Annotated in this window: 25 protein-coding genes; 18 read left to right on the top strand and 7 right to left on the bottom strand. The window is 60.6% G+C overall.

Features of this window, described 5'->3' with window-relative positions:
- The first annotated feature begins 2 nt into the window (after positions 1-2).
- Complete coding sequence (locus tag ACYQ0G_RS11425) at positions 3-860, top strand: flagellar motor protein MotB (protein ID WP_460102659.1); 858 nt, start codon at positions 3-5, stop codon at positions 858-860.
- A 29-nt stretch (positions 861-889) separates the two neighbouring features.
- Positions 890-1,348 (top strand): hypothetical protein, encoded by a 459-nt coding sequence (locus tag ACYQ0G_RS11420; RefSeq protein ID WP_460102657.1) that lies wholly within the window; start codon positions 890-892, stop codon positions 1,346-1,348.
- Positions 1,349-1,668: 320 nt separating this feature from the next.
- On the opposite strand, the gene fliP is transcribed toward ACYQ0G_RS11420, so the two are convergent.
- The 3 genes from fliP to ACYQ0G_RS11405 are packed head-to-tail and all read right to left on the bottom strand — an operon-like array spanning position 1,669 to position 3,029.
- Complete coding sequence (gene fliP / locus ACYQ0G_RS11415; protein ID WP_460102655.1) at positions 1,669-2,406, bottom strand: flagellar type III secretion system pore protein FliP; 738 nt, start codon at positions 2,404-2,406, stop codon at positions 1,669-1,671.
- Position 2,407: 1 nt separating this feature from the next.
- Positions 2,408-2,785 carry a flagellar biosynthetic protein FliO gene (locus ACYQ0G_RS11410; RefSeq protein ID WP_460102653.1) on the bottom strand — a complete coding sequence of 126 codons (378 nt, stop codon included), beginning with the start codon at positions 2,783-2,785 and terminating at the stop codon, positions 2,408-2,410.
- 10 nt (positions 2,786-2,795) lie between these two features.
- Complete coding sequence (locus tag ACYQ0G_RS11405; RefSeq protein ID WP_460102651.1) at positions 2,796-3,029, bottom strand: FliM/FliN family flagellar motor switch protein; 234 nt, start codon at positions 3,027-3,029, stop codon at positions 2,796-2,798.
- Positions 3,030-3,149: 120 nt separating this feature from the next.
- On the opposite strand from ACYQ0G_RS11405, the gene flgC reads away from it, so the two are divergent.
- The 5 genes from flgC to flhB are packed head-to-tail and all read left to right on the top strand — an operon-like array spanning position 3,150 to position 6,005.
- The gene (flgC, locus tag ACYQ0G_RS11400; protein WP_460102649.1) at positions 3,150-3,557 is read left to right on the top strand and encodes a flagellar basal body rod protein FlgC; all 408 of its coding nucleotides are present in this window, start codon (positions 3,150-3,152) and stop codon (positions 3,555-3,557) included.
- 12 nt (positions 3,558-3,569) lie between these two features.
- A complete protein-coding gene (gene fliE / locus ACYQ0G_RS11395) occupies positions 3,570-3,896 on the top strand; it encodes a flagellar hook-basal body complex protein FliE (RefSeq protein ID WP_460102648.1) in 327 nt (108 codons plus the stop codon).
- 23 nt (positions 3,897-3,919) lie between these two features.
- Positions 3,920-4,183 (top strand): flagellar biosynthetic protein FliQ, encoded by a 264-nt coding sequence (locus ACYQ0G_RS11390; protein WP_460102646.1) that lies wholly within the window; start codon positions 3,920-3,922, stop codon positions 4,181-4,183.
- A complete protein-coding gene (fliR, locus tag ACYQ0G_RS11385; RefSeq protein WP_460102644.1) occupies positions 4,131-4,937 on the top strand; it encodes a flagellar biosynthetic protein FliR in 807 nt (268 codons plus the stop codon). The genes ACYQ0G_RS11390 and fliR overlap by 53 nt, the downstream gene beginning before the upstream one ends.
- Before the next feature lie 3 nt (positions 4,938-4,940).
- Positions 4,941-6,005, top strand: a complete 1,065-nt coding sequence (gene flhB / locus ACYQ0G_RS11380) for a flagellar biosynthesis protein FlhB (protein ID WP_460102642.1) — start codon at positions 4,941-4,943, stop codon at positions 6,003-6,005.
- Positions 6,006-6,050: 45 nt separating this feature from the next.
- Here the strand turns inward: flhB and ACYQ0G_RS11375 are convergent, their stop codons facing one another.
- The gene (locus ACYQ0G_RS11375; protein WP_460102641.1) at positions 6,051-6,467 is read right to left on the bottom strand and encodes a flagellar assembly protein FliX; all 417 of its coding nucleotides are present in this window, start codon (positions 6,465-6,467) and stop codon (positions 6,051-6,053) included.
- A gap of 125 nt (positions 6,468-6,592) precedes the next feature.
- Between ACYQ0G_RS11375 and ACYQ0G_RS11370 the strand changes: the two genes are divergently transcribed.
- Genes ACYQ0G_RS11370 through ACYQ0G_RS11360 form a run of 3 tightly spaced genes read left to right on the top strand, consistent with a single transcriptional unit; the run spans position 6,593 to position 8,384 of the window.
- Positions 6,593-7,657, top strand: coding sequence for a flagellar basal body P-ring protein FlgI (locus ACYQ0G_RS11370; RefSeq protein ID WP_460102858.1), 1,065 nt, complete (start codon positions 6,593-6,595; stop codon positions 7,655-7,657).
- The gene (locus ACYQ0G_RS11365; protein WP_460102639.1) at positions 7,654-7,965 is read left to right on the top strand and encodes a rod-binding protein; all 312 of its coding nucleotides are present in this window, start codon (positions 7,654-7,656) and stop codon (positions 7,963-7,965) included. Before ACYQ0G_RS11370 ends, ACYQ0G_RS11365 begins: the two co-directional genes overlap by 4 nt.
- Entirely contained in the window at positions 7,962-8,384 is a 423-nt protein-coding gene (locus tag ACYQ0G_RS11360) for a flagellar protein FlgN (RefSeq protein WP_460102637.1), read from the top strand. The genes ACYQ0G_RS11365 and ACYQ0G_RS11360 overlap by 4 nt, the downstream gene beginning before the upstream one ends.
- 80 nt (positions 8,385-8,464) lie before the next feature.
- On the opposite strand, the gene ACYQ0G_RS11355 is transcribed toward ACYQ0G_RS11360, so the two are convergent.
- Entirely contained in the window at positions 8,465-8,887 is a 423-nt protein-coding gene (locus tag ACYQ0G_RS11355) for a flagellar basal body protein (protein WP_460102635.1), read from the bottom strand.
- 24 nt (positions 8,888-8,911) lie between these two features.
- Positions 8,912-11,653, bottom strand: a complete 2,742-nt coding sequence (locus ACYQ0G_RS11350; RefSeq protein WP_488199686.1) for an NHL repeat-containing protein — start codon at positions 11,651-11,653, stop codon at positions 8,912-8,914.
- Positions 11,654-11,757: 104 nt separating this feature from the next.
- On the opposite strand from ACYQ0G_RS11350, the gene fliG reads away from it, so the two are divergent.
- From fliG to ACYQ0G_RS11310, 8 genes are all read left to right on the top strand, one after another.
- Positions 11,758-12,792 (top strand): flagellar motor switch protein FliG, encoded by a 1,035-nt coding sequence (gene fliG, locus ACYQ0G_RS11345; RefSeq protein WP_460102631.1) that lies wholly within the window; start codon positions 11,758-11,760, stop codon positions 12,790-12,792.
- Positions 12,793-12,800: 8 nt separating this feature from the next.
- Entirely contained in the window at positions 12,801-13,475 is a 675-nt protein-coding gene (locus tag ACYQ0G_RS11340) for a FliH/SctL family protein (RefSeq protein ID WP_460102629.1), read from the top strand.
- Positions 13,476-13,668: 193 nt separating this feature from the next.
- Positions 13,669-15,210 (top strand): flagellar basal-body MS-ring/collar protein FliF, encoded by a 1,542-nt coding sequence (fliF, locus tag ACYQ0G_RS11335; RefSeq protein WP_460102856.1) that lies wholly within the window; start codon positions 13,669-13,671, stop codon positions 15,208-15,210.
- Positions 15,211-15,221: 11 nt separating this feature from the next.
- On the top strand, positions 15,222-15,602 hold the full coding sequence (gene fliN, locus ACYQ0G_RS11330; RefSeq protein ID WP_460102627.1) for a flagellar motor switch protein FliN: 381 nt from the start codon (positions 15,222-15,224) through the stop codon (positions 15,600-15,602).
- Positions 15,602-16,945, top strand: a complete 1,344-nt coding sequence (locus tag ACYQ0G_RS11325; protein ID WP_460102625.1) for a sigma-54-dependent transcriptional regulator — start codon at positions 15,602-15,604, stop codon at positions 16,943-16,945. Before fliN ends, ACYQ0G_RS11325 begins: the two co-directional genes overlap by 1 nt.
- Before the next feature lie 26 nt (positions 16,946-16,971).
- Positions 16,972-19,077 (top strand): flagellar biosynthesis protein FlhA, encoded by a 2,106-nt coding sequence (gene flhA, locus ACYQ0G_RS11320; protein WP_460102623.1) that lies wholly within the window; start codon positions 16,972-16,974, stop codon positions 19,075-19,077.
- A 470-nt stretch (positions 19,078-19,547) separates the two neighbouring features.
- Positions 19,548-20,597: a flagellar hook-length control protein FliK gene (locus ACYQ0G_RS11315; RefSeq protein WP_460102620.1), complete on the top strand. Its 1,050-nt coding sequence runs from the start codon at positions 19,548-19,550 to the stop codon at positions 20,595-20,597.
- A 10-nt stretch (positions 20,598-20,607) separates the two neighbouring features.
- The gene (locus ACYQ0G_RS11310) at positions 20,608-21,273 is read left to right on the top strand and encodes a flagellar hook assembly protein FlgD (protein ID WP_460102618.1); all 666 of its coding nucleotides are present in this window, start codon (positions 20,608-20,610) and stop codon (positions 21,271-21,273) included.
- A 243-nt stretch (positions 21,274-21,516) separates the two neighbouring features.
- Here the strand turns inward: ACYQ0G_RS11310 and ACYQ0G_RS11305 are convergent, their stop codons facing one another.
- Complete coding sequence (locus ACYQ0G_RS11305; RefSeq protein ID WP_460102615.1) at positions 21,517-21,930, bottom strand: hypothetical protein; 414 nt, start codon at positions 21,928-21,930, stop codon at positions 21,517-21,519.
- Positions 21,931-21,938 lie beyond the last annotated feature (8 nt).

Below are 21,938 nucleotides of genomic sequence, written 5' to 3'. Positions count from 1 at the left end.
CCATGGCGTCAAGCGCATCCGATCCGCCCATCGTCATCCGGAGGGTGAAGAAGATCAGTGGTGGTGGGCACCATGGTGGCGCCTGGAAGGTCGCCTACGCGGACTTTGTCACTGCAATGATGGCATTCTTCATGCTGTTGTGGCTTACGGCCAATCCGGACAAGGAAATGCTTAAGGGCTTGGCTGAGTATTTCTCGCCAGCAGATCCGGGCTCACTCGGACCGGGCTATGGCGGGTCTGCGACCAGCGGGCAAGCGGGCGCAAGCAGTAGCCGCGCCGCGCAATCGAGCCAGCAACAGCCCTCGGGCACTCCGGCCATGGAAGCCGCGACGGCCGGAGCGGCGCGCGGGGGAAGCGCAAACGTGCCTGATGCTTCGCTGCGCGTACTCGCGCAGGAACTACGGCTTGCCATCGACAGCACCCCCGATCCCCGCGATGCTGATAATGTTAAGATGTTGGAGAACGCCGATACGCTGACCATCAGCCTGATGGACACCGCCAAGCGCCCCATGTTCAAGGACGGTTCGGGCGAACCCAACGCCTACGCCGCGAGCCTCTTGTCGCGCATCGCGCGGTTGGTGGCCGGGACCGGAGCCAACGTTTCGATCGAAGGGCATACTGACGCTGGCGGCGGTCTGGCGGAGGCGAACTGGAACCTGTCGAGCGAACGCGCGCAAGCCGCGCGCCGGATCATGCAGGGCGCGGGTCTCACCGCCGACCGCTTCACGCAGATTGCGGCGATGGCGAGCACGCGGCCCGTCTATCCCGACCAACCTATGCGCGCCGAAAATCGGCGGATCGCGATTATCATCAAGGCCGAAGGATCGGCGCTGCCGCCCGACACGAGTTTCGAATTTTAACGAACTCCAGGTCATACAGAGGAAGACCAATGCCCGGTATCAAGAAGATGATCCTGCCAATCGCGCTTCTGGCAGGCGGCTTGGGGGTTGGCGTCGGTGCGTCCTACGCAACCGCCACCCTACTAGGCCCCGTAGAGGCTGATTTTGAAAGCGGTGTCGATGAGCAAGAGCAACCAACTACCCTCGTCGAAGTAAACAATGTCATCGCACCGCTGGTGCTGCCTGATGGACAGCGTCTGGCCGGATACGTTTCGTTCGATATCGCCTTGCAGGTGCCCGAGGAGCAAGCGGAAACAGTCGCCTCCCATCTCCCCCTGCTCCTCCACGAGATCAACATGCGGACCTATCGTGAGCCGATGGCCAGCGGGCCTGACGGCACCTTGCCCACGCTTGAAATATTCCGCCAGCTCGTTCTCGAGGCAGCTGAAGTTGCCTTCGACAAAGGGACCGTCACCGCTGTGGCTATCGCCAGTGCAACACCTGCCTGACACCATCGGCGAAATAATCACATTGGTCCCGGCTTTGGTCAGCCCAACGGATCGGTCAGGGGGCTGCGGGCCTCTCCTTCGCGAGGAATGTTGAGCTACGGAAACCTTTAGCAACAGCGATGACACACCGTCGGCGCAAGAACGGCGACGCAGAGTCAGCACTTTCTAATATAGGCAATCGCACGATGAAAGGTCGATGGTCGACTCTGGGGAAGCGCGCATTGGGGAAATTAAGCTTGCGGCTGTAGGGTCGATCGCGACAACAGCTTTCCTAAACTTTGATACTACCCCCGAGGGTCGAGCATCCAATAGTCTTTCATTCAACCGCCCCCGAAGCTTTTGACGAGCGAGCCTGCAACCAACGCCCAGCCATCTACGAGAACGAAGAACACGATCTTCATCGGTAGCGAGATTGTAGGCGGCGGCAGCATCATCATGCCCATGGCCATCAGCACGGCGGAAACCGCCAGGTCGATGATGAGGAAGGGCAGCAGTAATAAAAAGCCGATTTCGAAACCCCGACGCAACTCGGATATCATGAAGGCAGGTACCAAAGTCGACATCGCCAGTTCTTCCCGGTTCGGCGCGGGCTTACCAGAGAGTTCGACGAAAAGCTCCAGATCATTCTCGTTAACCTGGCTAAGCATGAAGGCCCGGAAAGGTGCCGAAGTGCGCTCGAAGGCTTCTTCCTCGCCAATCTCGCCTTGCGTATAGGGCGTCACGCCATCCTGCCAAGCCGTTTCAAAAGTGGGCGCCATGACGAAGAACGACAGGAACAGCGCCAGGCTGATGATCACCGGATTGGGCGGCACTCCTGGCGCGCCGATACCCGTGCGCAGCAGGGACAGGGCCACGACGATACGAGTGAAGGACGTAACCGTCATCAGAATGCCGGGTGCAAGGCTCAGCACCGTCAGCATCAGGACAAGCTGGATCACACTGCCCGACATTGAGCCTCCGCTGCCCAAGTCGATCGAGGCAGATTGCGCCAGCGCAGGTCCAGAGATCAACAGTACGGTTGCGCCGGTTGCGGCGCGCAGAAAGCGGCAGAAGATCATGTCAATTCTTTCGCTTGAAGTCGCGCTTCGCTTGAATGGGTAAGGTGCGTCTGGGCTTGGCGAGGTTGCTATCGAGCAGCGCGGTAAAAGACTCAGGAAGTGGCCGCGTGGTCTTTTCCTGCACGGGCGTCTCGAGCGTTTCGACCACCAACTGGCCTTCCGGGGAAATAATCAGCAGATGCTCGCGATTGTCACGCCGGATCAGCACTGCTGAGCGGCGCTGATCGATCCCCAGCCGCTCAACCAGTTCCAAGCGCTTCTCCGGCTGGCGGGTGACGGCACCGGGCAGTCGGATATCGAACCGTCGCACGGACCACAGTGCTCCGGAAAGAAGGCCCAACAGAAGGGTGAGCGCGCCGAAGGTGCGAAGAAGGACCACAGCGTCCATCCTAGCGCCCCCGCTTAGCGAGGCTGGTGATCTCCAGCAGCATTTTGTCGCCTTCGACGAGGATTTGCCCTTTCGCGACCATCTGGCCGTTTATGAAAAGCATCGTGGGATCGTCCTCATCGCAATCGAGCGGAATCGTCGCGCCGCGCGACAGCTTGAGGATCTGCTTGATCGGTAGTGTGGTCGAACCGAGGGCAATGGTGCACTCGACCGGAACGTCGTTGAGTACGGACATGGAAGTAATCTCCTTGCCCGCATTCTAGGAAGAAAAGTCCTACCTCCCGCCCCAGCTAGGCAATATTTTCCTATCAGTATTCTGACGGCGCCGCCTGGGCGCACCAGAATGAGGGCCAAAATGTCAAATAATAGTTCGATCGGTATTTCCGCTTCAGGGCTTCGCGCACAAACGCTCCGGATGCGCGTGATCGCGGAGAATCTGGCCAATGCCAGTTCCGTGTCCGAGACCCCTGGTGGGGATCCCTACCGGCGCAAGGTGCCGACCTTCAAGGCAGCCTTAAACCGGGAAGACGGCTCTACTAGGGTCGAAATTACAGGCATCACTACCGACCGGTCCGAGTTCGCCCGGGTTCACCAGCCCGGCAATCCGGCCGCAGATGCTGATGGCTACGTAAAAATGCCAAACGTCAATTCGCTCGTCGAGAGCGCGGACATGAAGTCAGCCCAGCGTTCGTATGAAGCCAATCTCAACGCCATCGAGGCGGCGCGTAGCCTGACAATGCGCACCATCGACCTGCTAAAGTAAGGGGAATATCAAATGTCTATCAGCGCTTTCGACGCAGCTAACGCCTATGGCAGCGGCCTTGGCGGAATCCCCGCTTCGAAGACCGTTGGATCGCCCGCCTCGGCAACACCGGGGGGCGAGACAGGCAGCTTCGGCGATATAGTATCGGGACTTGTCGCGGATACCTCAGAAAAACTGCACCTGGCCGAGCAGGCGAGTATTCGGCAGGTGGCCGGCAAGGGTGATCTGATCGATGTGGTGACCGCGATTGGTGCGGCCGAAACGGCCCTCGATACGGTGGTCGCCGTGCGTGACCGCGTGGTCGGCGCCTATGGCGAAATCATGCGGATGCAGATCTAGCGACCCGATAGGGGGAATACGCGATGAACTCGACCGACGCTATCCAGATCGCCCACGCGGCATTAATCGTGATCCTCACGATATGCGGGCCGATGTTGCTCACCTCGCTAGTGATTGGCGTGGTTATTGGCCTGTTCCAAGCGCTTACGCAGATCCAGGAAATGACGCTCACCTTCGTGCCGAAGCTGTTCGTGATGGGCTTCGTTCTGCTCCTGTGCCTGCCGATGATCGGCGATGCGCTGGGAAATTTCATGGCGCAGGTATCCGACCGGATCGTGGCAGGCTGAGGTGCTGGAAGAATTGCCAGCGCAAATTTCGGCCTTTTTTGTCATATTCGCTCGTCTCGGCGGAGTGATGATGATGTTGCCCGTCTTTTCCGACGACGCAGTGCCTGGCCGTATTCGCCTGCTGATCGCAGCAGGAATCTCGCTGGCGCTGTTCGGCATGCTGGGCCCGCAAGTGCCAGCTTCCGATGTTAGCGTGGGTTTGGCGGGGATGGTCGTCGCGGAACTGCTTGTCGGATTGGCATTGGGAGCGATCGTGCGGATCATGTTTCTCGCGATTACAATCGCCGGATCGATCATCAGCTTACAGACCGGCCTAACGTCGGCAGTGATGCCGGACGCTGCACTCGGTGGACAATTGCCAGTTATGGCCAAGTTGGTGAGTGTGTCGGCTGCCGTACTGTGCTTTTCACTCGGCATCCATCACTTTTGGATCGCCGCGATGGTGAACAGTTACCTTGTTTTTCCAGTCGGCAACCTGCCGCCCGCAGTCGATTTTGCGCAGCTCGCTATCGCCACCACAACTAAGTCAATGGAGCTCGGCTTCTCGCTCGCCGCACCGTTGGTGGTCTACGGCATCGTGTTCAACGTTGCGCTGGGCCTCGCCGCGCGACTTGCTCCTACGATCCAGGTCTTCTTCATTGCTCAGCCGCTCAATATCCTGTTGGGCCTCGCGCTTTTCGCTGCCACACTGGGCGCGGTGCTCACCGGCTTCACGATGGCGATGACGGACTGGTTGCAGCAGGGCTGGGTCTGATCGATGGCGGACAACGATTCGGGCGAGAAGACGCACGACCCAACGGACAAGAAGCTCGAAGACGCACGTAAGAAAGGCGAGGTCGCGAGCGCGCCCGAGATGCGCCACGCCAGCATGTTCCTCGCTGCAGTCGTGGTAATGGGCGGCATGGGCGCGTGGAGCGTCTCGCGGATGCTAGCGATCTTCGTCAGTCTGTGGGGCGGAGCGGACGATCTGGATGTGGACGGCGGCGGATTGACTTTTGCTTACACGCTGATCGGCCAGGCTGGGATAGCGCTCGGACCACTGCTGGCCATGCTGTTGGCCTTCGCGCTTCTTACCTTATTTCTTCAGGGCCGGCCTACGCTGGCGTGGGCGCGCCTAAAAATTAAATGGAACAAGCTGTCCCCCCTATCTGGCATCAAACGGATGTTCGGTAGGCAGGGATTGGTAGAATTCGCCAAGACACTTGCGAAGTTCGGCCTTGTGACAGGGGTTGCGCTGATCGTGGTATGGCCGCACGCGCGCGGGATAGAGACGCTGGTTGGCGCGCCTGCACACGCGGTCGGCCAAGTCGCGGCTGATCTGGTCTTCCGGATGGTCAAGGCCGCGATGATGCTGGTCGCTGCGCTCGCCCTCTTCGATTTTGTTTACCAGCGCCGCGCCTTCATAAAGAAGATGCGCATGTCGCTGAAAGAGATCAAGGACGAGCACAAGGATGCCGAGGGTGATCCGCTCATCAAGGCTAAGGTGCGGGCGATCGGGATGGAACGCGCAAAGCGGAGGATGATGACCAAAGTGCCTCAGGCCAGCGTCATCATCACTAACCCGACACACTATGCTGTCGCGCTGCAGTACGATCATGCCGCGATGGCGGCTCCGGTCGTGGTGGCGAAAGGGGTTGACGCAGTCGCGCTCAAAATCCGTGAAATTGCCACGGGTCACGACATCCCAATTATCGAGAAGCCGCCCCTCGCCCGCGCCCTCCACGCCAGCACCAAACTTGATCAGCCTATCCCTGCCGAGCACTATCTCGCCGTAGCAGAGATCATATCCTACGTAATGAAGCTCGCGAAGCGGGCTGGATAAGAGGATCGCGCCGCTGCGCACCCGGCACTTCCCGGGCGGCGGCCGCTAGACCTCGATATCGAGTTTCGCCAGCTCGACGCGGACTCGCAGTTCGATTTCGGCGAGGATTTCGGCAAGCACCGGATCGGCAGGCGTCTCGACCTGCGCGACCCACTCGGCCAGTTGCTCGAGCCGTTCGGGCGTCGGCGCACCGGCGACGAGTTCCACCTGTAAAGCTTCCAGCTCGTCGAGACCGTCCGATCCCTGCTCGGCCATCTGTCGTCTCCGTTCGCGATCCGGATCGTAGGCGGCAAGCGTCACCAGCATCTGCACCGAACCCAGCGGCTGGCCCGGCTGCACTGCAGGCTGTTGCGGCACGTTCGCGCTGGGCGCGTCCGGCTCTTCCCCGACGCTGAACGTCGGGGACTTGCGGGCGAACCCCGCAAGCAAGGCCGGGGCAGGCAACAGCGCGCTGATTTGCACGATAAACTCCTACCGAAGTGCAATTCTCCTACCCTTCTATTCTATAAGAAAAGGACGCCCTTGCGGTAATCAGGATCGATAATATGCGCATCGTGACATTATTCGTCACTGTTTTCGCCCTGCTGATGATGGGGCCCGTGCAGGCCCAGTCGGGATCGCGGATCAAGGACATCGTCGATGTCGAGAACGTGCGTTCCAACCAGCTGGTCGGGTACGGCCTCGTGGTCGGCCTAGCGGGCACCGGCGACCGCACGCGCAACGTCCCCTTCACCGAGGAATCGCTGCAGGCCATGCTCGAACGCATGGGCGTAAGCGTGCGCGATACGCAGCTGCGCACGAAGAACGTCGCGGCGGTCTCGGTCACCGCCACCCTGCCCCCCTTCGCTCGCGCCGGGTCGCGGATCGACGTGCAGGTGTCCGCGATGGGCGATGCCACCAGCCTGCAGGGCGGCACGCTGCTGATCTCTCCGCTGCGCGCCCTGAACGGCGATATCTACGCCGTCGCGCAGGGCCCTCTCGCCGTGTCGGGCTTCAAGGCGCAGGGCGCGGGCGCGAGCATCAGCCGCGGCGTCTCGACCTCAGCGCGCATCGCGGGCGGTGCGATCGTGGAGCGTGAGGTGCCCTATGCGCTCTACGATGCAGACAGCCTGAAACTGGCGCTCAAGAACCCCGATTTCACCACCGCAAAGCGCGTCGCGCAGGCGATCAACAAGCGCTTCCCCGCTGCGGCGCAGATGCTCGACCCCGCCACCGTCGAACTGCGCGGCGGCCCGGGTTTCACCGGATCGCTGGTGGAGCTTCTGCCCGAGATCGAGAATCTCCCGATCGAGGTCGACCAGGTCGCCCGGATCGTCGTGAACGAAGCTGCCGGCACCGTGGTGATGACGGCCGATGTCCGGATCAGCCCGGTCGCGATCGCTCAGGGCGGCCTCACCATCAGCGTCGCCGAGAGCCCGATCGTATCGCAGCCCGCGCCGTTCTCCGAAGGGGAGACGACCGTCGTGCCGCGCACCCAGATCTCGGTCGACGACGGCAGCGGCGCCTCGCTCGCCATGCTCGAAGACGGCACCTCGCTGCGCGCGCTGGTCGACGGTCTCAACCGGCTGGGCGTGTCCCCGCGCGACCTCATCACCATCCTCCATGCGCTCAAAGGCGCAGGCGCACTGCAAGCGGAGATCACGCTCCAATGACGAACGCACTCACGGCGCCGGTGCCGGTCCCGTCGGCTCTGCCGACGGCGCCCGACCCGTCAGGTGCCTCACACGCCGACATCGCGAAGACCGCGAAGGAGTTCGAAGCCGTCTTCTTGGGCGAGATGTCCAAGCTCATGCTCGAAAGCGTCGAACTGGGCGACCAGTTTTCCGGCGGCCATGCGGAGCAAATCTTCCGCGGAATACTGGCGGAAAAGCTGGGTGGTGAAATCGCCCGGCGTGGCGGCGTGGGCCTTGCCCCCTCCGTGATGGAACAGATGATTAGAATGCAGGAAGGATCGCAATGATAGATAATTTGCTCGACACCGCCCGCTCGCTAGCATCGCTGATGGGCGAGGAGACCGGCGCATTAGGCGCACCGGGTCGCATGGCCAACCATGAGGAACTCGTTGCGGCAAAGCGCCGCTTGGTGGCGCAGCTCGAGGCGGAAATTGTGCGGCTTAATCGCGAGGTCCCAGGGTGGATGGACGATCTGGAGGAAGAGGAAGGGGCCGCCCTTTCGGAAGCGATGGACACGCTGCGCGTTGCGGCTATTTCGAACGTCGCTATAGTCGATCGCCAACTTAGCCTTTCGAATGACCTCATCGATGCGGTGGCAGCGGAAGCGCGGCGGCTTACCGGCAATTCCGGTCGCAGCTACCTTGGCACCGGCTCCATGATGCAGCGGGAAGGCACGAGCCCCATCTCAATTAACACGAGGCTCTGACCGGAGTTAGATTCTAGATCCCATTAGAAAAAGGGGCGATTGCACATTGCGATCGCCCCTTTCTTTCCCGTCCAACGGAACTAGCCGTTGCCGCCGCGTCCGGTGGCGATTTTCATCATCTGCATCTGCTTGCGATAGAGATTGGTCAACGCGGCGAACTCCGATTGCACCTCTCCGAGCTTGAGCACCTGCTCTTCCAGCGTCACATTGTTGCCGTCGGGCTTCGTCTCGACGATATCTTGGTCGAGCACGATTCCGCCCAACGTTTGCTGCTGTGCACCCAGCGCGCGCATTTCGGAACTGATCTGAACTGTCGGTCGCACAACGCGGGTCGCGCCGCTGGCATCGACCAGACCCGCAAAGCTGGGGGCCTCGACTTCGCGCGCCTTGTAGCCAGGGGTATCGCCATTCGCGATGTTTTGCGCGATCACCTGCTGGCGATCGGAAAGATGCCGCATGGCGACTCCGATGCCCTGCATAAGGGCTGGACTCGTGTTACTCATAACCAAGCTCCCTGGTCGAAAACTCTAGGAAAAGACGCCACTATTATAGCCGACCGTTAGGCTGCTAATGCGGGCGAGCGCATCCTGATATTGGGCGATCTGTGCCAGCTGTCGCGGGGAGGCTCCGCCAGCAGGACTGGCACCGCCATTGACGATCGCGGCTTTCCCAGTATCCCAATAGAGGGAGCGATAGGCCGTCTGGGACATCGAGATTGCGCTCTTGATCCGCCCCAGCGCAAGTGCGGCCCCTTCGCGTGTCGAAATGTCGAGCGCATGAGTCAGTTCCAATCCATAACTTCCACCAGGCGCCACCTTCGGTGCGTCCGGGTCGTAGGATGGCGGCGCGACCAGCTTGGCCTCAGGGAGGCCAAGCTTGCTGAGCGCATCGCGCCCCTCGCCGCCCGAGATCAGCTCGATAGCTTGCCCGGACTTGGCGCTGATACTGAGAGCTCGACCATCATCGCTGGACGGCATGGTGACACTCGCTTTGCTCCCGGTGATCCGGCTGACCTTTTGCGACAAAGTCCCCAAAGTCTCGTCGGCGTCGATGGTAATTCGCCTGGCGACTCCGCCGTTCACCTTTATGGAAAACTGGTCACCCACGCGCAAGCTCGTCTGCGCGGTCAGCAGAGTGGAATTGTTTTCGTCCAGCCGCCCCCGCTGCAGCCCCAGCGCGCCGAGCGCAGTGGAGCCGCCGGGGGCTGCAGCAATGCGGACAGGCTCGGTCGTGCGGGTGGCGAGGCCGAATTGCTGGACGGTGGCGATCGCGCCGGTCCCGGCATCCAGCCGCGCAACGAACCCGTCGCTCGTCCCGCGACGTGCCCCCTCGAGGCCGCCGTTGGTCCGTCCGCCCGCGTAGAGATTGCCGCCCATGAAGGCGAGGCTGTCCACCCGGTCGTCCGCCCCGGTGCCAATATAGCTGACTTCGCTGCTGGAGAGGTCGGCACCGATCCGGGCGACGAACCCGTCGCGTCCGCCCTGCAGGGTGTTGAGCTGACTGCCGGAAACCGCTCTCAACGCTGAACCGCCTACGCCGATAGTTCCGTCATCCGCGACAGCCAGCACGCGGGCGTCGACCTGGCCAAGCTCCATCGAGCCCAGCTCATTAACCAGTGAGGCGCTGTTGATCCGTCGCAGCGTGCCGACACCGCCTTCGCTAGTGAGTGCCAGCAACTCGCCGTTGCTTCCGATTGCGAGCGCGTTGACCGTGTCGCTGCCGCCGCTGTCGATCCGCCGCCGTTCGCGCAAACTGCCATCCGCGTCGAGCCGGGCGATGAAGGCATCGCCGCCGCCCGTCGCGCCGCGCCCGCCGACGAAGATCGATCCGTCGGCGGCGACCGCAAGCGCGCTGGCGCTGTCCTTGCCTATAGCGCGGATGACCGTGGAGGACAATTCCGCGCCACTCGCATCGAAGCGCGCGACGAGCATGTCGCCATCCGTATTGGCACCATCGAAGGCTCCATTGACGGTGCCGGCGACTACGATCTGACCATCCGGGCCAAGTGCGACCGCTGCGCCGCTGGCAGAGCCACTAGCCCCCAGCGCGCGTTGCCAAACGACCTCGCCTTCGCTGTCGAGCTTGGTCAGGAACAGGTCTTCCGACCCGGCGACCCTATTGGCGTCGAGATCTCCAGACGTGGTCCCGACAACAAAGCTAGAGCCATCCGCCGCGGTTACGACCGACTGCGCGGCGGTTTTCGCGAAACGCTCGGTCGAGGGCTTTTCGACGCCTTCGATCGGGGCATATTTCGGCGCATTCAGCTTGGCCCGTTCGGTGGCGAGCTGGTCGACCCCGGCAATCTGCGACAGCGTCGATCGCTGAGCGGACCCGGCCGGGTCGGAAATGCGCATCACCTGAGTCGATGCCGGTGCGTCGGGATCGGTCTGCCCGGTCACTACTATCAGTGCGTAGGGAGCATCCACCTGGTCGATCGAGACCTTTTCGAGACCGGGATTCTCGATCTTGAAGCCCCAACTTCCGGTGTTCTTGTCCGGCACGAAGCGCACCAGCCAGCGAGGCACCGGATTCCCGTTATCGTCGAGATTGACGCTGCCATCCGGCGCACGAAGTGGTACCGCGGCGATCGCCTCGTTGATCGAACTGGACACTGAATCGAGCGTCGGCGGTTGCGGCCCTCCAGCCAGATCGACGCTAATTGTGTCGCTTGCATCACCACGCCGGATGGTGATGGCGAACCTCTCCGTTCCCAAGAGCTCCGTCAGCGGCGCATCGCGCGCTTCGGCAACGCCTTTGCCCGCGATGGTACCAACCGCGCTCGTATTGTCGATGGCAACCGAGCGGGTACTACTGGAGGACTTGTCGAAGGCCAATGAGAGCTTTTCTCGCGGCGATGAGGCAACGAAGCTCTCCAGGTCATGAAGTCCCTTGGCGAACACCTCCTGTAAATTTTCGCGCAGCGAACTGGACGGCCCGGCGACTGCAGCTTCGGCCAGTGTACGCAGCCTATCGAGAGCTCGATAAGTAGTGAATACACTTGCGACATCGTCGGGCAGCTTACGATCGTTGTTCGGTCCCGCATCCACAATCGAAGAAAGGCGCCGGATGGCCGATACCTGTGACGATAGTGAACTACCCCGTTCCGGTTGCTTCCAAGGCGGTGTGGTTTCCGCGGTAGTGAACGCCGCCTTCGCTTTGCGGACCGCCAGGGAATCAAATGTGGGACCGCCGAACGAAAAGGTCGCGAAACTGTTCGTGCCGCTCAATAAACTAAGCCCGGCTAGGCTGCTGTTGAGGTTTAGTGTCACCTTCGCGCTGCGTCCGTCCAATTGGCCTATCTTGCCTCTATAATAGAACGAGCGCACCCTTCATGCGGGAATGACGCGCTAAATTCTTTCCTGGGGAGACTGAAATGACCATGGCCGCCAATCACTTGGAGCCAGCCGAACTGAAAAAGTTTTCAGGGCCGCAGCGTGCTGCCGCGCTGATGCTTGCCCTGGGTCAGGAATACGGCGCCCCGATCTGGCAGCAACTAAATACCGACGAGATCAAGGAACTTTCCGCAGGCATCGCACAACTCGGTCGGCTGCCCTCGGTTGCGGTGGAGCACCTGCTGGTTCAATTCAGCAGCGAAGTCTCCAGCATGGCGTCCCTGCACGGCTCGTTCGAGACGACGGAGCGCTTACTCAGCGGCATTCTCGGCGACGACAAGGTCAAGGAGATCATGGAGGACATTCGCGGGCCCTCCGGTCGCACGATGTGGGACAAACTTTCCAACGTCAACGAAGCGGTACTGGCCGCCTACCTGCGCAACGAATATCCGCAGACTGTATCGGTGATCCTTACCAAGCTGCGTCCGGAGCATGCGGCGAGGGTCATTTCAGAACTGCCAAGCGAATTCGCCACCGACGTGATCCAGCGCATGCTACGCATGGAGCCGGTGCAGAAAGAAATCGTCGCCGAGATCGAACAGACACTGAAGAGCGAATTCATGACGAATTTGGCGCGCTCGCAAAAGCGCGACCCGCACGAGGTGATGGCCGAAGTCTTCAACGCGCTTGATCGGTCGACCGAAGAACAGATGCTTGCCTCGCTCGAGGCGTGCAGCCCGGAATCGGCTGAACGCATACGCGCCCTAATGTTTACCTTTGAGGATCTCGGAAACCTCTTGCCAGCGTCGATCGCCACGGTGGTAAAGAACGCCGACAAGCGCGAAATGGCATTGGCGCTGAAGGGTGCGCCAGAGGAAATGCGTCAGCTGTTCATGGGGGCAATGACCGAGCGTGCGGCAAAGATGCTGCGTGAAGACATGACTGCGATGGGGCCAGTTCGCGCACGCGAATGCGAAGAGGCACAGACAGCGCTCGTGCGCCTGGCCAAGTCGCTCGCCGATCGCGGAGAGATCGTTCTGGTCGATCCCAAGTCCGATGAATCGATGATCTATTGATCAAGCTGATGCACGAGCACCTTCAGACACAACCCTTCTCTTTCGACCGGACCTTCCCGGTGCCAGACAGGGAACCGGCGCGCCAATATCGTCGGAAAACCGATCCTGCGAAGCTGTCGGATGAAATAGACATTCTGCAGCGAGAAATCGCGATGCTCGAGGAAAGCCACGCGAAAGAACTAGCCTGTGCGAGATCCGAGGCTTTCGAGGCGGGCCGCCATCACGTGCTTGCGGATCGCGAAGCGGCAATTCTGTCTGCTCTTGATGCTATGCAGGCATCAATGGAGGAGATATCGGAAAAATATTGCGAGCTCCGCACTCAGATCGCGAGCGATGCAACCCAATTGGCCTTCGCCGCGGCCGAGGCGATCGCGGGACATGCGATCGCAAGCCTGCCTGGCGGTGCCATTGACGAGGCTATCGGTCGCGCTCTCGCTCAAGTCTCTCGCGGGCAGGAAATCGAGGTCAAAGTCCATCCCGACCTGCTGGACGAAATTGAGGCGCGCATTGCGCTTCGTCAAAGCCGGGACCGTCGAAAACTCGGACTGGTCGTCCTGGCTGACAGTACCATTCCGCCAGGCGACGCGGTGCTCAACTGGGGCCGCGGCGGTATCATGGTGGACGCGGAGAACCGGCGCCAAGCTGTGCTGGAAGCACTCGCCCCCCTGATGAACGCCGGCTAGACAGTTGCCAGCCATCTTTTTGTAAGTAGCACCGGAAGCGGCAATAATTTCCTACCGGCAGAAAATGCCGGCACGATACCGTCCTATAATGATCCCGGAAGCCAGTTGCGATACCGGCAAAAATTTCGGCGGGGTCACTTTGAAAGCATTGCAAAACCTTGCAGGACAACTCGGACCACGCCGAGTGCTGTTAATGGGCGGCGTCGCGCTCGCCCTGCTTGCCGCGCTGGCGGCCGTCGCGATGAGCGGCGGTTCATCCGACAGGATGGGCTATCTCTACACCGACCTAGACCCGTCGGCTGCCCAGGCAATCACCGAAAAGCTGCGAGCTCAAAATGTCCCCTTCTCGCTCTCTGGGGATGGTACTGCGGTGCTGGCCCCTGAAAATCGTCTCCCCGAATTGCGGATGAACATGGCGGGCGAACAGCTTGGTGGGGCGATCGGCTATGAAGTGCTCGACACCCAGCAGGCCTTCGGAGTCTCCTCCTCACGCGAGAAACTGAACGAGACCAGAGCTATCGAGGGTGAGTTGGGTCGATCAATCGCCACCTTGCAGTCGATCGTCAACGCGCGAGTACACCTCGTAATGCCCGAACGCGCGTTGTTCGCTCCCGAAGCACGCAAAGCAAGTGCATCTGTCACGGTCAAGACCCGCGGCAAGCTATCATCAGGCAATGTCGAGGCCATTCGCTACCTCGTTGCGGCCGCCGTGCCCGAACTTTCGCCTGAAGCGATTTCAATCGTCGATCAGACCGGCGCGCTGTTGGCACGGGCCGGAGAGGCGGGCGAAGCCGGTGCAAGCCAGGCAGACGAGCGCCAGATTGCTACAGAAGCGCGTATCCGGAGCCAGATCGAAGCCTTGGTCGAGCCTATTGTGGGAGTTGGAAAGGTGCGTGCAGAGGTATCTGCAGAGATCGACCGTGACCACACCCGCGAAGAATCCGAAGTATTCGATCCTGATGCGCAGGTCATAGCTCGCCAGATTTCCGTGGAATCGGGCGACCAGAATCGGGAAAACGCAGCCGGCGATCCTGGTGTAACTGTCGGCGCGCAGCTTCCCGACGGCACTGATGTCCTTGGGCGCGGGGGTGACACTCGGGAGAGTGCGCGTAACGAGACCTCGGAAGACGTTACTTTCCAGAACAGCAGCCGTCGTACGTTGACCACCCGCTCCCCGGGCAAGGTTTCGCGCCTTACAGTAGCCGTCATGGTAGACGGCGGAGAGCAAGGACTTCCCGCCGAACAGGTTCAGCGCCTGACTCGGCTCGTCGAAAACGCCGTCGGTTACGATGCAGAGCGAGGCGACAGCGTCATAGTGGAAAGCATGGCTTTCGCGCAGCCTGATGAAGTCGGCGATGCCGAAGGCGGCTTGCTGTCCGACCTTCCGCTCGGCCAGCTTATGGACCTAGGTAAGCTGTTGGTGATCGCCGCGGTGGGTCTTCTAATCCTGCGGATGTTGCGTCCCAAGGGCGAGCTCTCCGCTGGAATGCTGCCCGCTCCCGAGCAAGAGCCTATCAACCTGACGCCCGAGCCGCGAGACGTCAGTGAGCCCACCCCCGAACAACTCGAAAACGGCGAGCCCCCTGCACTCAGCGGCCCCAAACTCGATGATGAAATTGCCCTCGCTCAGGTGGAGGGCAGCATCAAGGCTTCGGCCCTCAAGAGGATCGGCGACGCCATCAACGCCAGTCCGAGTGAATCCGCCGCCGTCGTGCGCCAATGGCTCAGTGCCTGAAGGAGAATTCGATGACCGAAATAGAAAATGAGACTGTCTCCGATTCGCCTCCGGAAGACGCTCCTGCCTTTGTCGACCTGCCGTCTCTCGGAGACGGAGAGTCTTCTGATCCCCTGAAAGACCTAGCACCCTACGAAGGGGAAGAGGGTTCCCTCGGGCTTGAAGCCATGCACGAAGTGCCGGTCAAGCTGCAGGCACTGCTGGGACGCGCCCGGATGACCGTGGCAGAATTGATGCAGGTTGCGCCAGGCCGGGTGGTCGAACTGGACCGTAAGGTCGGGGAGCCGGTCGACATTTTCGTGAGCAACCGGCTGATCGCTCGGGGCGAGGTCGTCCTTATCGACAGAACGCTTGGAGTGACGCTTACCGAGATCGTGCACGAAGGCGACTGATGTCCAATTCTCTCTCCACCCCCGTGCGCATGACGCTCGTCGGCGCGCCAAATTCGACCTTTCGCCAAGCCGCGCAGATAGCGCGCGAAACCGGCGCGCTCGTCACCATGGCGGACGATGAAGCGGCCGCGCTCGATCTGTTACGTCGCGCAAACGGAGACCTCGTCATGATCGACGTGACACTGGATGTTCCGGGGTTCATCTCTGCCCTGCGCGCCGAACGGATCGTCATCCCTACCATTGCCTGCGGGATCGATGCGACCGCTGAACGCGCGGTGGCTGCCGTGCGCGGAGGCGCCCGCGATTATCTGCCCTTGCCGCCGGATCGAGACCTCATCGCTGCAGCCATAATGTCAGTGGCCAGCCCGCCTCTCGCAATTGTTGGAAACTGCGACGCGATCCGCGATGCGATCGGCTTTGCAAAGTCGATGGCGACGAGCGCCGCGCCGATGCTGATCTGCGGCGGACCTGGGACTGGTAAAGAAGTCATGGCTCGCCTGATCCACGCGAGCTCCGGCAGGAGTGGCCATTTCGTGACCGTCGAGTGCCATGGTGTTGCGCCCGAAATACTGGAATCCGAGCTTTTCGGTCACGAGCGCGGCGCGTTTCCCGCAGCGATCGAGCGCCGCGTGGGGCGAATGGACGAAGCGAAAGGCGGCACGATCTTCCTGCGTGGCGTGGAAACGCTCGTACCTGCACTCCAAGCACGCTTGCTGGATGCGGCGCAAGCAGCGGAGACCTGCCGAGCCAGCACATATCTCGGCATCGGTGCAGGGGCGCGTCTGATCACCAGTTCAAATACGGATATCGGCTCACTGGTCGAGAAAGGCCAGTTCCGTGCAGACCTATTCGCGCGATTGGGTCTGGCCGAGATTCGCCTACCTCCACTGCGCGAAAGGGCGGAGGACATCATGGCCCTCGCGCGGCATTTCGCCACGCAGTTCTCCAAACTTTACGATCTCCCGACCCGCGATTTTGACGAGGAGGCATGTAAGGTGCTGAACGCCTATTCGTGGCCCGGTAATGTTCGCGAGCTGGAAGAAACCGTGCATCGCGCCACCTTGCTCGCACATTCGGGCATAATCGGCCAGGACGTCCTCGTGCACACGAATGGCGCGCGGTTCGAGAGTCTTCCTACGGACTCAGAGAGCAGTTTGCCCGTGGAAGACCTCGTTGGCCATACTGTCGCCGAGGTGGAGCGTGAATTAATCCTGCACACGCTCGAACGGTGTGGAGGCAATCGCACCTCGGCGTCCTCGATTCTGGGCATCTCTGTTCGCACCATGCGCAACAAGCTTAAAAGTTTTGTTCAGGCGGGTATCGCCGTCTCACCGTCTCATTGATTTCCACCAGCAAGGCCCGCGCCACCATGCCTGAGAATCTGAGCAGCTTCCTCGAACGCATCGGCGCCAATCGCGACCTCGCGCTGGCGATCGGAGTGATTGGTATCATTGCGATGCTGATACTACCTATGCCGGCATGGTTGCTGGATTTCGGCCTCGCCATATCTATCACGCTGTCAGTGATGATCCTGATGACCTCTCTGTTCATCGAGAAGCCGTTGCAGCTGTCCGCGTTCCCGACGATTCTGTTGATCGCGACAATGCTGCGCCTCGGTCTGAACCTTGCCTCTACTCGGCTCATCCTAGGGCACGGGCATGAGGGGCCGCAGGCCGCGGGGGGCGTAATCGGCGCTTTCGGGCAGTTTCTAATTGGCGGCGAAACCGTCATTGGACTCACTATCTTCATCATCCTGGTGGTCATCAACTTCGTAGTGATCACAAAGGGTGCAGGCCGTATCGCCGAGGTTGCCGCACGATTCAGCCTTGACGCAATGCCGGGCAAGCAGATGGCCATCGACGCCGATCTTGGCGCAGGAATGATCAGCGAAGAGCAAGCGCGCACAAGGCGGCAGGAGCTGGAGGCTGAAAGCGGTTTTTTCGGGGCGATGGACGGTGCTTCCAAGTTCGTGAAGGGTGATGCAATCGCTGGGCTGCTTATCACCGCGATCAACGTGCTGGTCGGTCTTGTCGTCGGCGTGGCGATCCACGGTGTCGAGTTCGGCGAGGCGGTCACGACATACACTTTGCTGACGGTCGGCGACGGTCTGGTCAGCCAAATCCCGGCGCTTATCGTCTCGACGGCTGCGGGCCTGCTTGTCTCCAAGGGCGGCATGTCGGGCAAGACCGGCAACGCTCTGGGCGAACAGCTGGGCCGCTATCCGAAAGCATTCGCGATGGTGTCGGTACTAATGACCGCGTTTGCTCTGCTACCCGGTTTTCCCTTCCTGCCCTTCGCGTTCGTTGCGGCAGCTAGCGGCTATTATGGATGGTGGGCTAGCCGTAAGCATCAGGAGCAGGTCGCGCGTGAAAAAGCCGAAAAGGCCGAGGCTGAAATCGCATCGGCCGAGACCGAAGAACCAATCGCCAACACAATCGCCATCGATGCGGTGCGCGTTGAGCTGGGCTATGGACTTTTGCCAATCATCAAGGGGTCGGCGGCCGAACCGCGCCTCGACGACCAAGTTCGCGCGCTGCGCCGCCAGATGGCCACCGATTTCGGCTTCGTGCTGCCCGCCGTGCGAATCATCGACAACATGGGGCTGGGTGCTCACGACTATCGCGTCTACATCCGCGAAACGGAGGTCGCGGCTGGCGAGCTGCGTCTCGACAAGCTGATGGTCATCAATCCTGGCGGAGGCGATGTCGGCCTCCCAGGCGACATCGCGCAGGAGCCCGTGTTCGGCCTGCCTGCCTTGTGGATCGACCGCGAACTGCGTGACGAGGCGGGTCTGCGCGATCTAACGGTCGTGGATTGCGGTACCATAGTCACCACCCATCTGGCGGAACTGGTCAAAGATAACATCGCCGATCTTTTGTCGTACACCGAAACCCAGAAACTGCTTAGCGAGGTGCACCGCGACGCGGAAAAGCTCGTGGCGGATCTAGTGCCTGCGAAAATCAGCATCTCGGGCATCCAGCGGATCCTGCAGAACCTGCTCGCTGAAGGCGTCTCTGTCCGAGACATGACAACGATTCTGGAAGCGATTGCGGAGACGGCTCCGCTGACGCAGAACCTCACTCAAATTACCGAGCATGTCCGCGCACGGCTGGCCCGGCAAATCTCGGCGCAGCAGACCCGTGACGGTTCCATCCCGATCCTTACCCTTTCTCCCGACTGGGACCAGCAGTTTGCCGAGAGCATTATCGGGGATGGGGACGAACGCCATCTCGCGATGGCCCCGTCGAACCTGCAGCGTTTCATCACTCAGGTGCGCGAGCTTTACGACACACTTGCCGCGAACAACGAAATCCCCTGCATTCTGGTAAGCCCAAGCATCCGGCCCTTTGTCCGTTCGATCATCGAGCGTGTACGCCCCGCAACCGTCGTCCTTTCGCAAAACGAGATACATCCCCGCACCCGTGTTCGCTCGGTGGGAAGTATCGGACAACAAACTTCGCTCGAAGCTCCCTGATCGATGGCATGCATCTATAATAGTTGGAGGCGCCCCCCGGGCGAAAGGAAAGCATGAACCAGATCCTATCGCTCGCACTCGGCAGCAGTTCCCCCTCTGGCTTGTCCGGGGGCGCCACCCCATCGCCTTCACCGAAGTTGTCATTCGCCGAATTGCTAATAACACCCTTGCCCGCCGCTGCGCCACCGATGGTGGTCCGCACAGGTATGCCAGGATTGCCAACGGCAGTCCGCAAGAGTGAAGAGCAGGTAAGTCTGTCTAAACTCGTCTCTGACATGTCCGAAACAACACCACCGCTTACCGGGAAGGTCTCGGCGCCTAATACGGCTGCGCGGGCCCTACCGCTGGCTCACCCGATCGAAAATGCCACTTTCGCCTCGTCCCCGATCGGCAGTAACACGACCGGACGAAGCTCCGTCCTAAATGCCGGTCTAGCCGCAGCAGAGGGCCCCGTAAAAACCTCAAAACAAGTGGTTGAGCTGAACGAAGCCGCTTTTCCGGTCGAGCCAATCGAATTGGCCGGAGTTGAGCCGGTCGCACTGGTCGAGCATACGAAACCCACCGAGCAGGGAGAAACGCCAAAGACGCTGGTCGACACCGCGCAGCGGTGGGTCGAGCAAGAAGGCGAGGACAATTACGACGATGGAGGTACGGTTGGTCCGCTGGCCGATCCCTCTAGCGGAGAACCTGAAGTTCTGACGACCATCACGGACGCCCCCGAATTCCGCCAGGACATTGTTGTGGTGGACCGCCTCGCAACCCCCTCCCCCGCGCTCGTAGGTAATCAGGTTGAAACCACAGAGGATGGAATTCCGCCGCAGGATACTGCTCGCACGGATGAACGGATCCTACGAACGATTAGGGGCCACAGTGAAGCTAGCGAAGTCAGTTCCCTTCGTTCTGGCTCAGCGCCTATCACTGTCGATGGCGCAAATGATTTCACTAAGGTGTTCAATATTGATGTAACAGAGGCGCCCGCAACATCGAACGAGAACGGTTCAGGAAATTCTGAAATTCTAACCCAGACTCGCAGCGAACCTGCCAAGCAAGCACTTGGTTCCGGTGCTCAGGCCGCGCCCGGCCCGCAACCCGTCTCCGCCCGCCCCGGTGAAATCGGCCATCAGCTTGGCGTGGAGATCGTGCGACAGGGCCTTGATGGACGGGACAGTCTAACTATCCGTCTCGATCCAGTGGAAATGGGCGAGATCCAGATCCGGCTGCAGTTCGACGATCGCGGCACCATGCGGGCCCATGTCACCGCCGAAAGCGTGGTCGCACTTGAAATGCTCCGGCGCGACAGCGCGGATCTCGTTCGCGCGCTGGGCGATGCCGGGGTGCGTACCGATGCACAGTCTTTCCAATTTGAAGGGCGCGGCCAAGGCGAGGAGGGGCAGCAGGGGCAGCACGGTCGACGCCAGACACTATCGGACCCACATGCGGCCCTCGTCGAAACAGATGAGGACGTTGCGTCTGCGCCGCAGAGGTTAAGCGCAAGCGGCCAGCTAGACATTATCGCCTAAGGACAAAGACATGACAGCTATTTCATCAATCTCGCCCATTGCGCAGGGCGATACTGGTCGTAACAAAGCGGGCGCTGAGCTGGATGCCAACTTCGACATGTTCCTGAAGTTGCTGACCACGCAGATGCAGAACCAAGACCCGCTCGACCCTATGGATACCTCTCAATACACTCAGCAACTCGTCCAGTATTCCCAGGTTGAGCAGTCGATTCAGCAGACCTCTACCCTAAAGGACATTCTCGCCAGTCTCTCCACGCAGGATCTCGCCCAATCTGCCAATTTCCTCGGCAAACGCGCCGAACTCGACAGCACCACATCCGGCCTGTCAGATCGGGGGCCGGCACAATGGATGTGGCAGGCCGATCGCCCCATCCAAATGCTCTCAGCGACCATCACGGATGCCCGTGGCACTGTGGTAGAAACCCGCAATATCGATCCGGCGAGCGCAGGAAGCTTCGCCTGGGACGGCTCACTGACCAGCGGAGGCAAGGCTAACGCTGGAGGCTATACTCTATCGCTGAATGCACTGGATGCGGCTGGCCAGCAAGTTCCCGTAACCATTCACAGCACGGGGGTGATAGAAGAGGTGGCAACACGTGATGGCGCCGTTACACTAGGAATAAACGGGGAAAGTTTCTCTATCGAAGCGCTCAAGCGCATAATCGACGGCGAATGAATTTGGGCAGCCAAGACCAGGATGCCTGGCGCTTGCTATACTACAAAGGATCGGCAGTTCCTCAGTTGCACTGTCAGATCAAGTCCTACGATCACCCTGCTCATCCCCAATGCAAACGAAGCGATAGCGTTCGCCTCGCGTCTTAGCACCGGAAGTTTACAACTCTTCCCTACCCAGGGATTTCTGACCGCATGTACATCGGGGTGACCGCCGGATAGCATATATCCGCCATCTCCGCTGGCTTTAATGGAGATGGGGCTGCCGCTGGCGCGTGAGTTCGCGGGCATGGGCGCAGACGATACACAAGTCTGCATACGCGCGATCCCATAACACCGCAGAAATTCTAAAGGGCTCTTCATCGTTGATCTGGTCGATGATGATTGCTGCATCGGGTTCGAGCTCGAGCTGGAAACGGGTCGGAAAGGCTCCGCCGATTTCTTCTCCCGGCATAATACCGGGAACAGCCAGCCGGGCCGACATGATGTAGCCGAGCAGGATGTCGGCGCCGTAGCTATCGAGCATCACCTTACCGGCTTCTTCTGCATCGGGGCGATCGATCAGGACCAGCGCACCGCGTGGATGGGGTTCCACACTGATCCTGACCACTTCGCCATACGGATCAGCGATTTCACGAATACGGGGAAAAATTGTAGCCACCGATAAAA

This window comes from Qipengyuania triglochinis, assembly GCF_054655615.1.
This window is presented reverse-complemented; position numbering and strand designations above follow the sequence as displayed.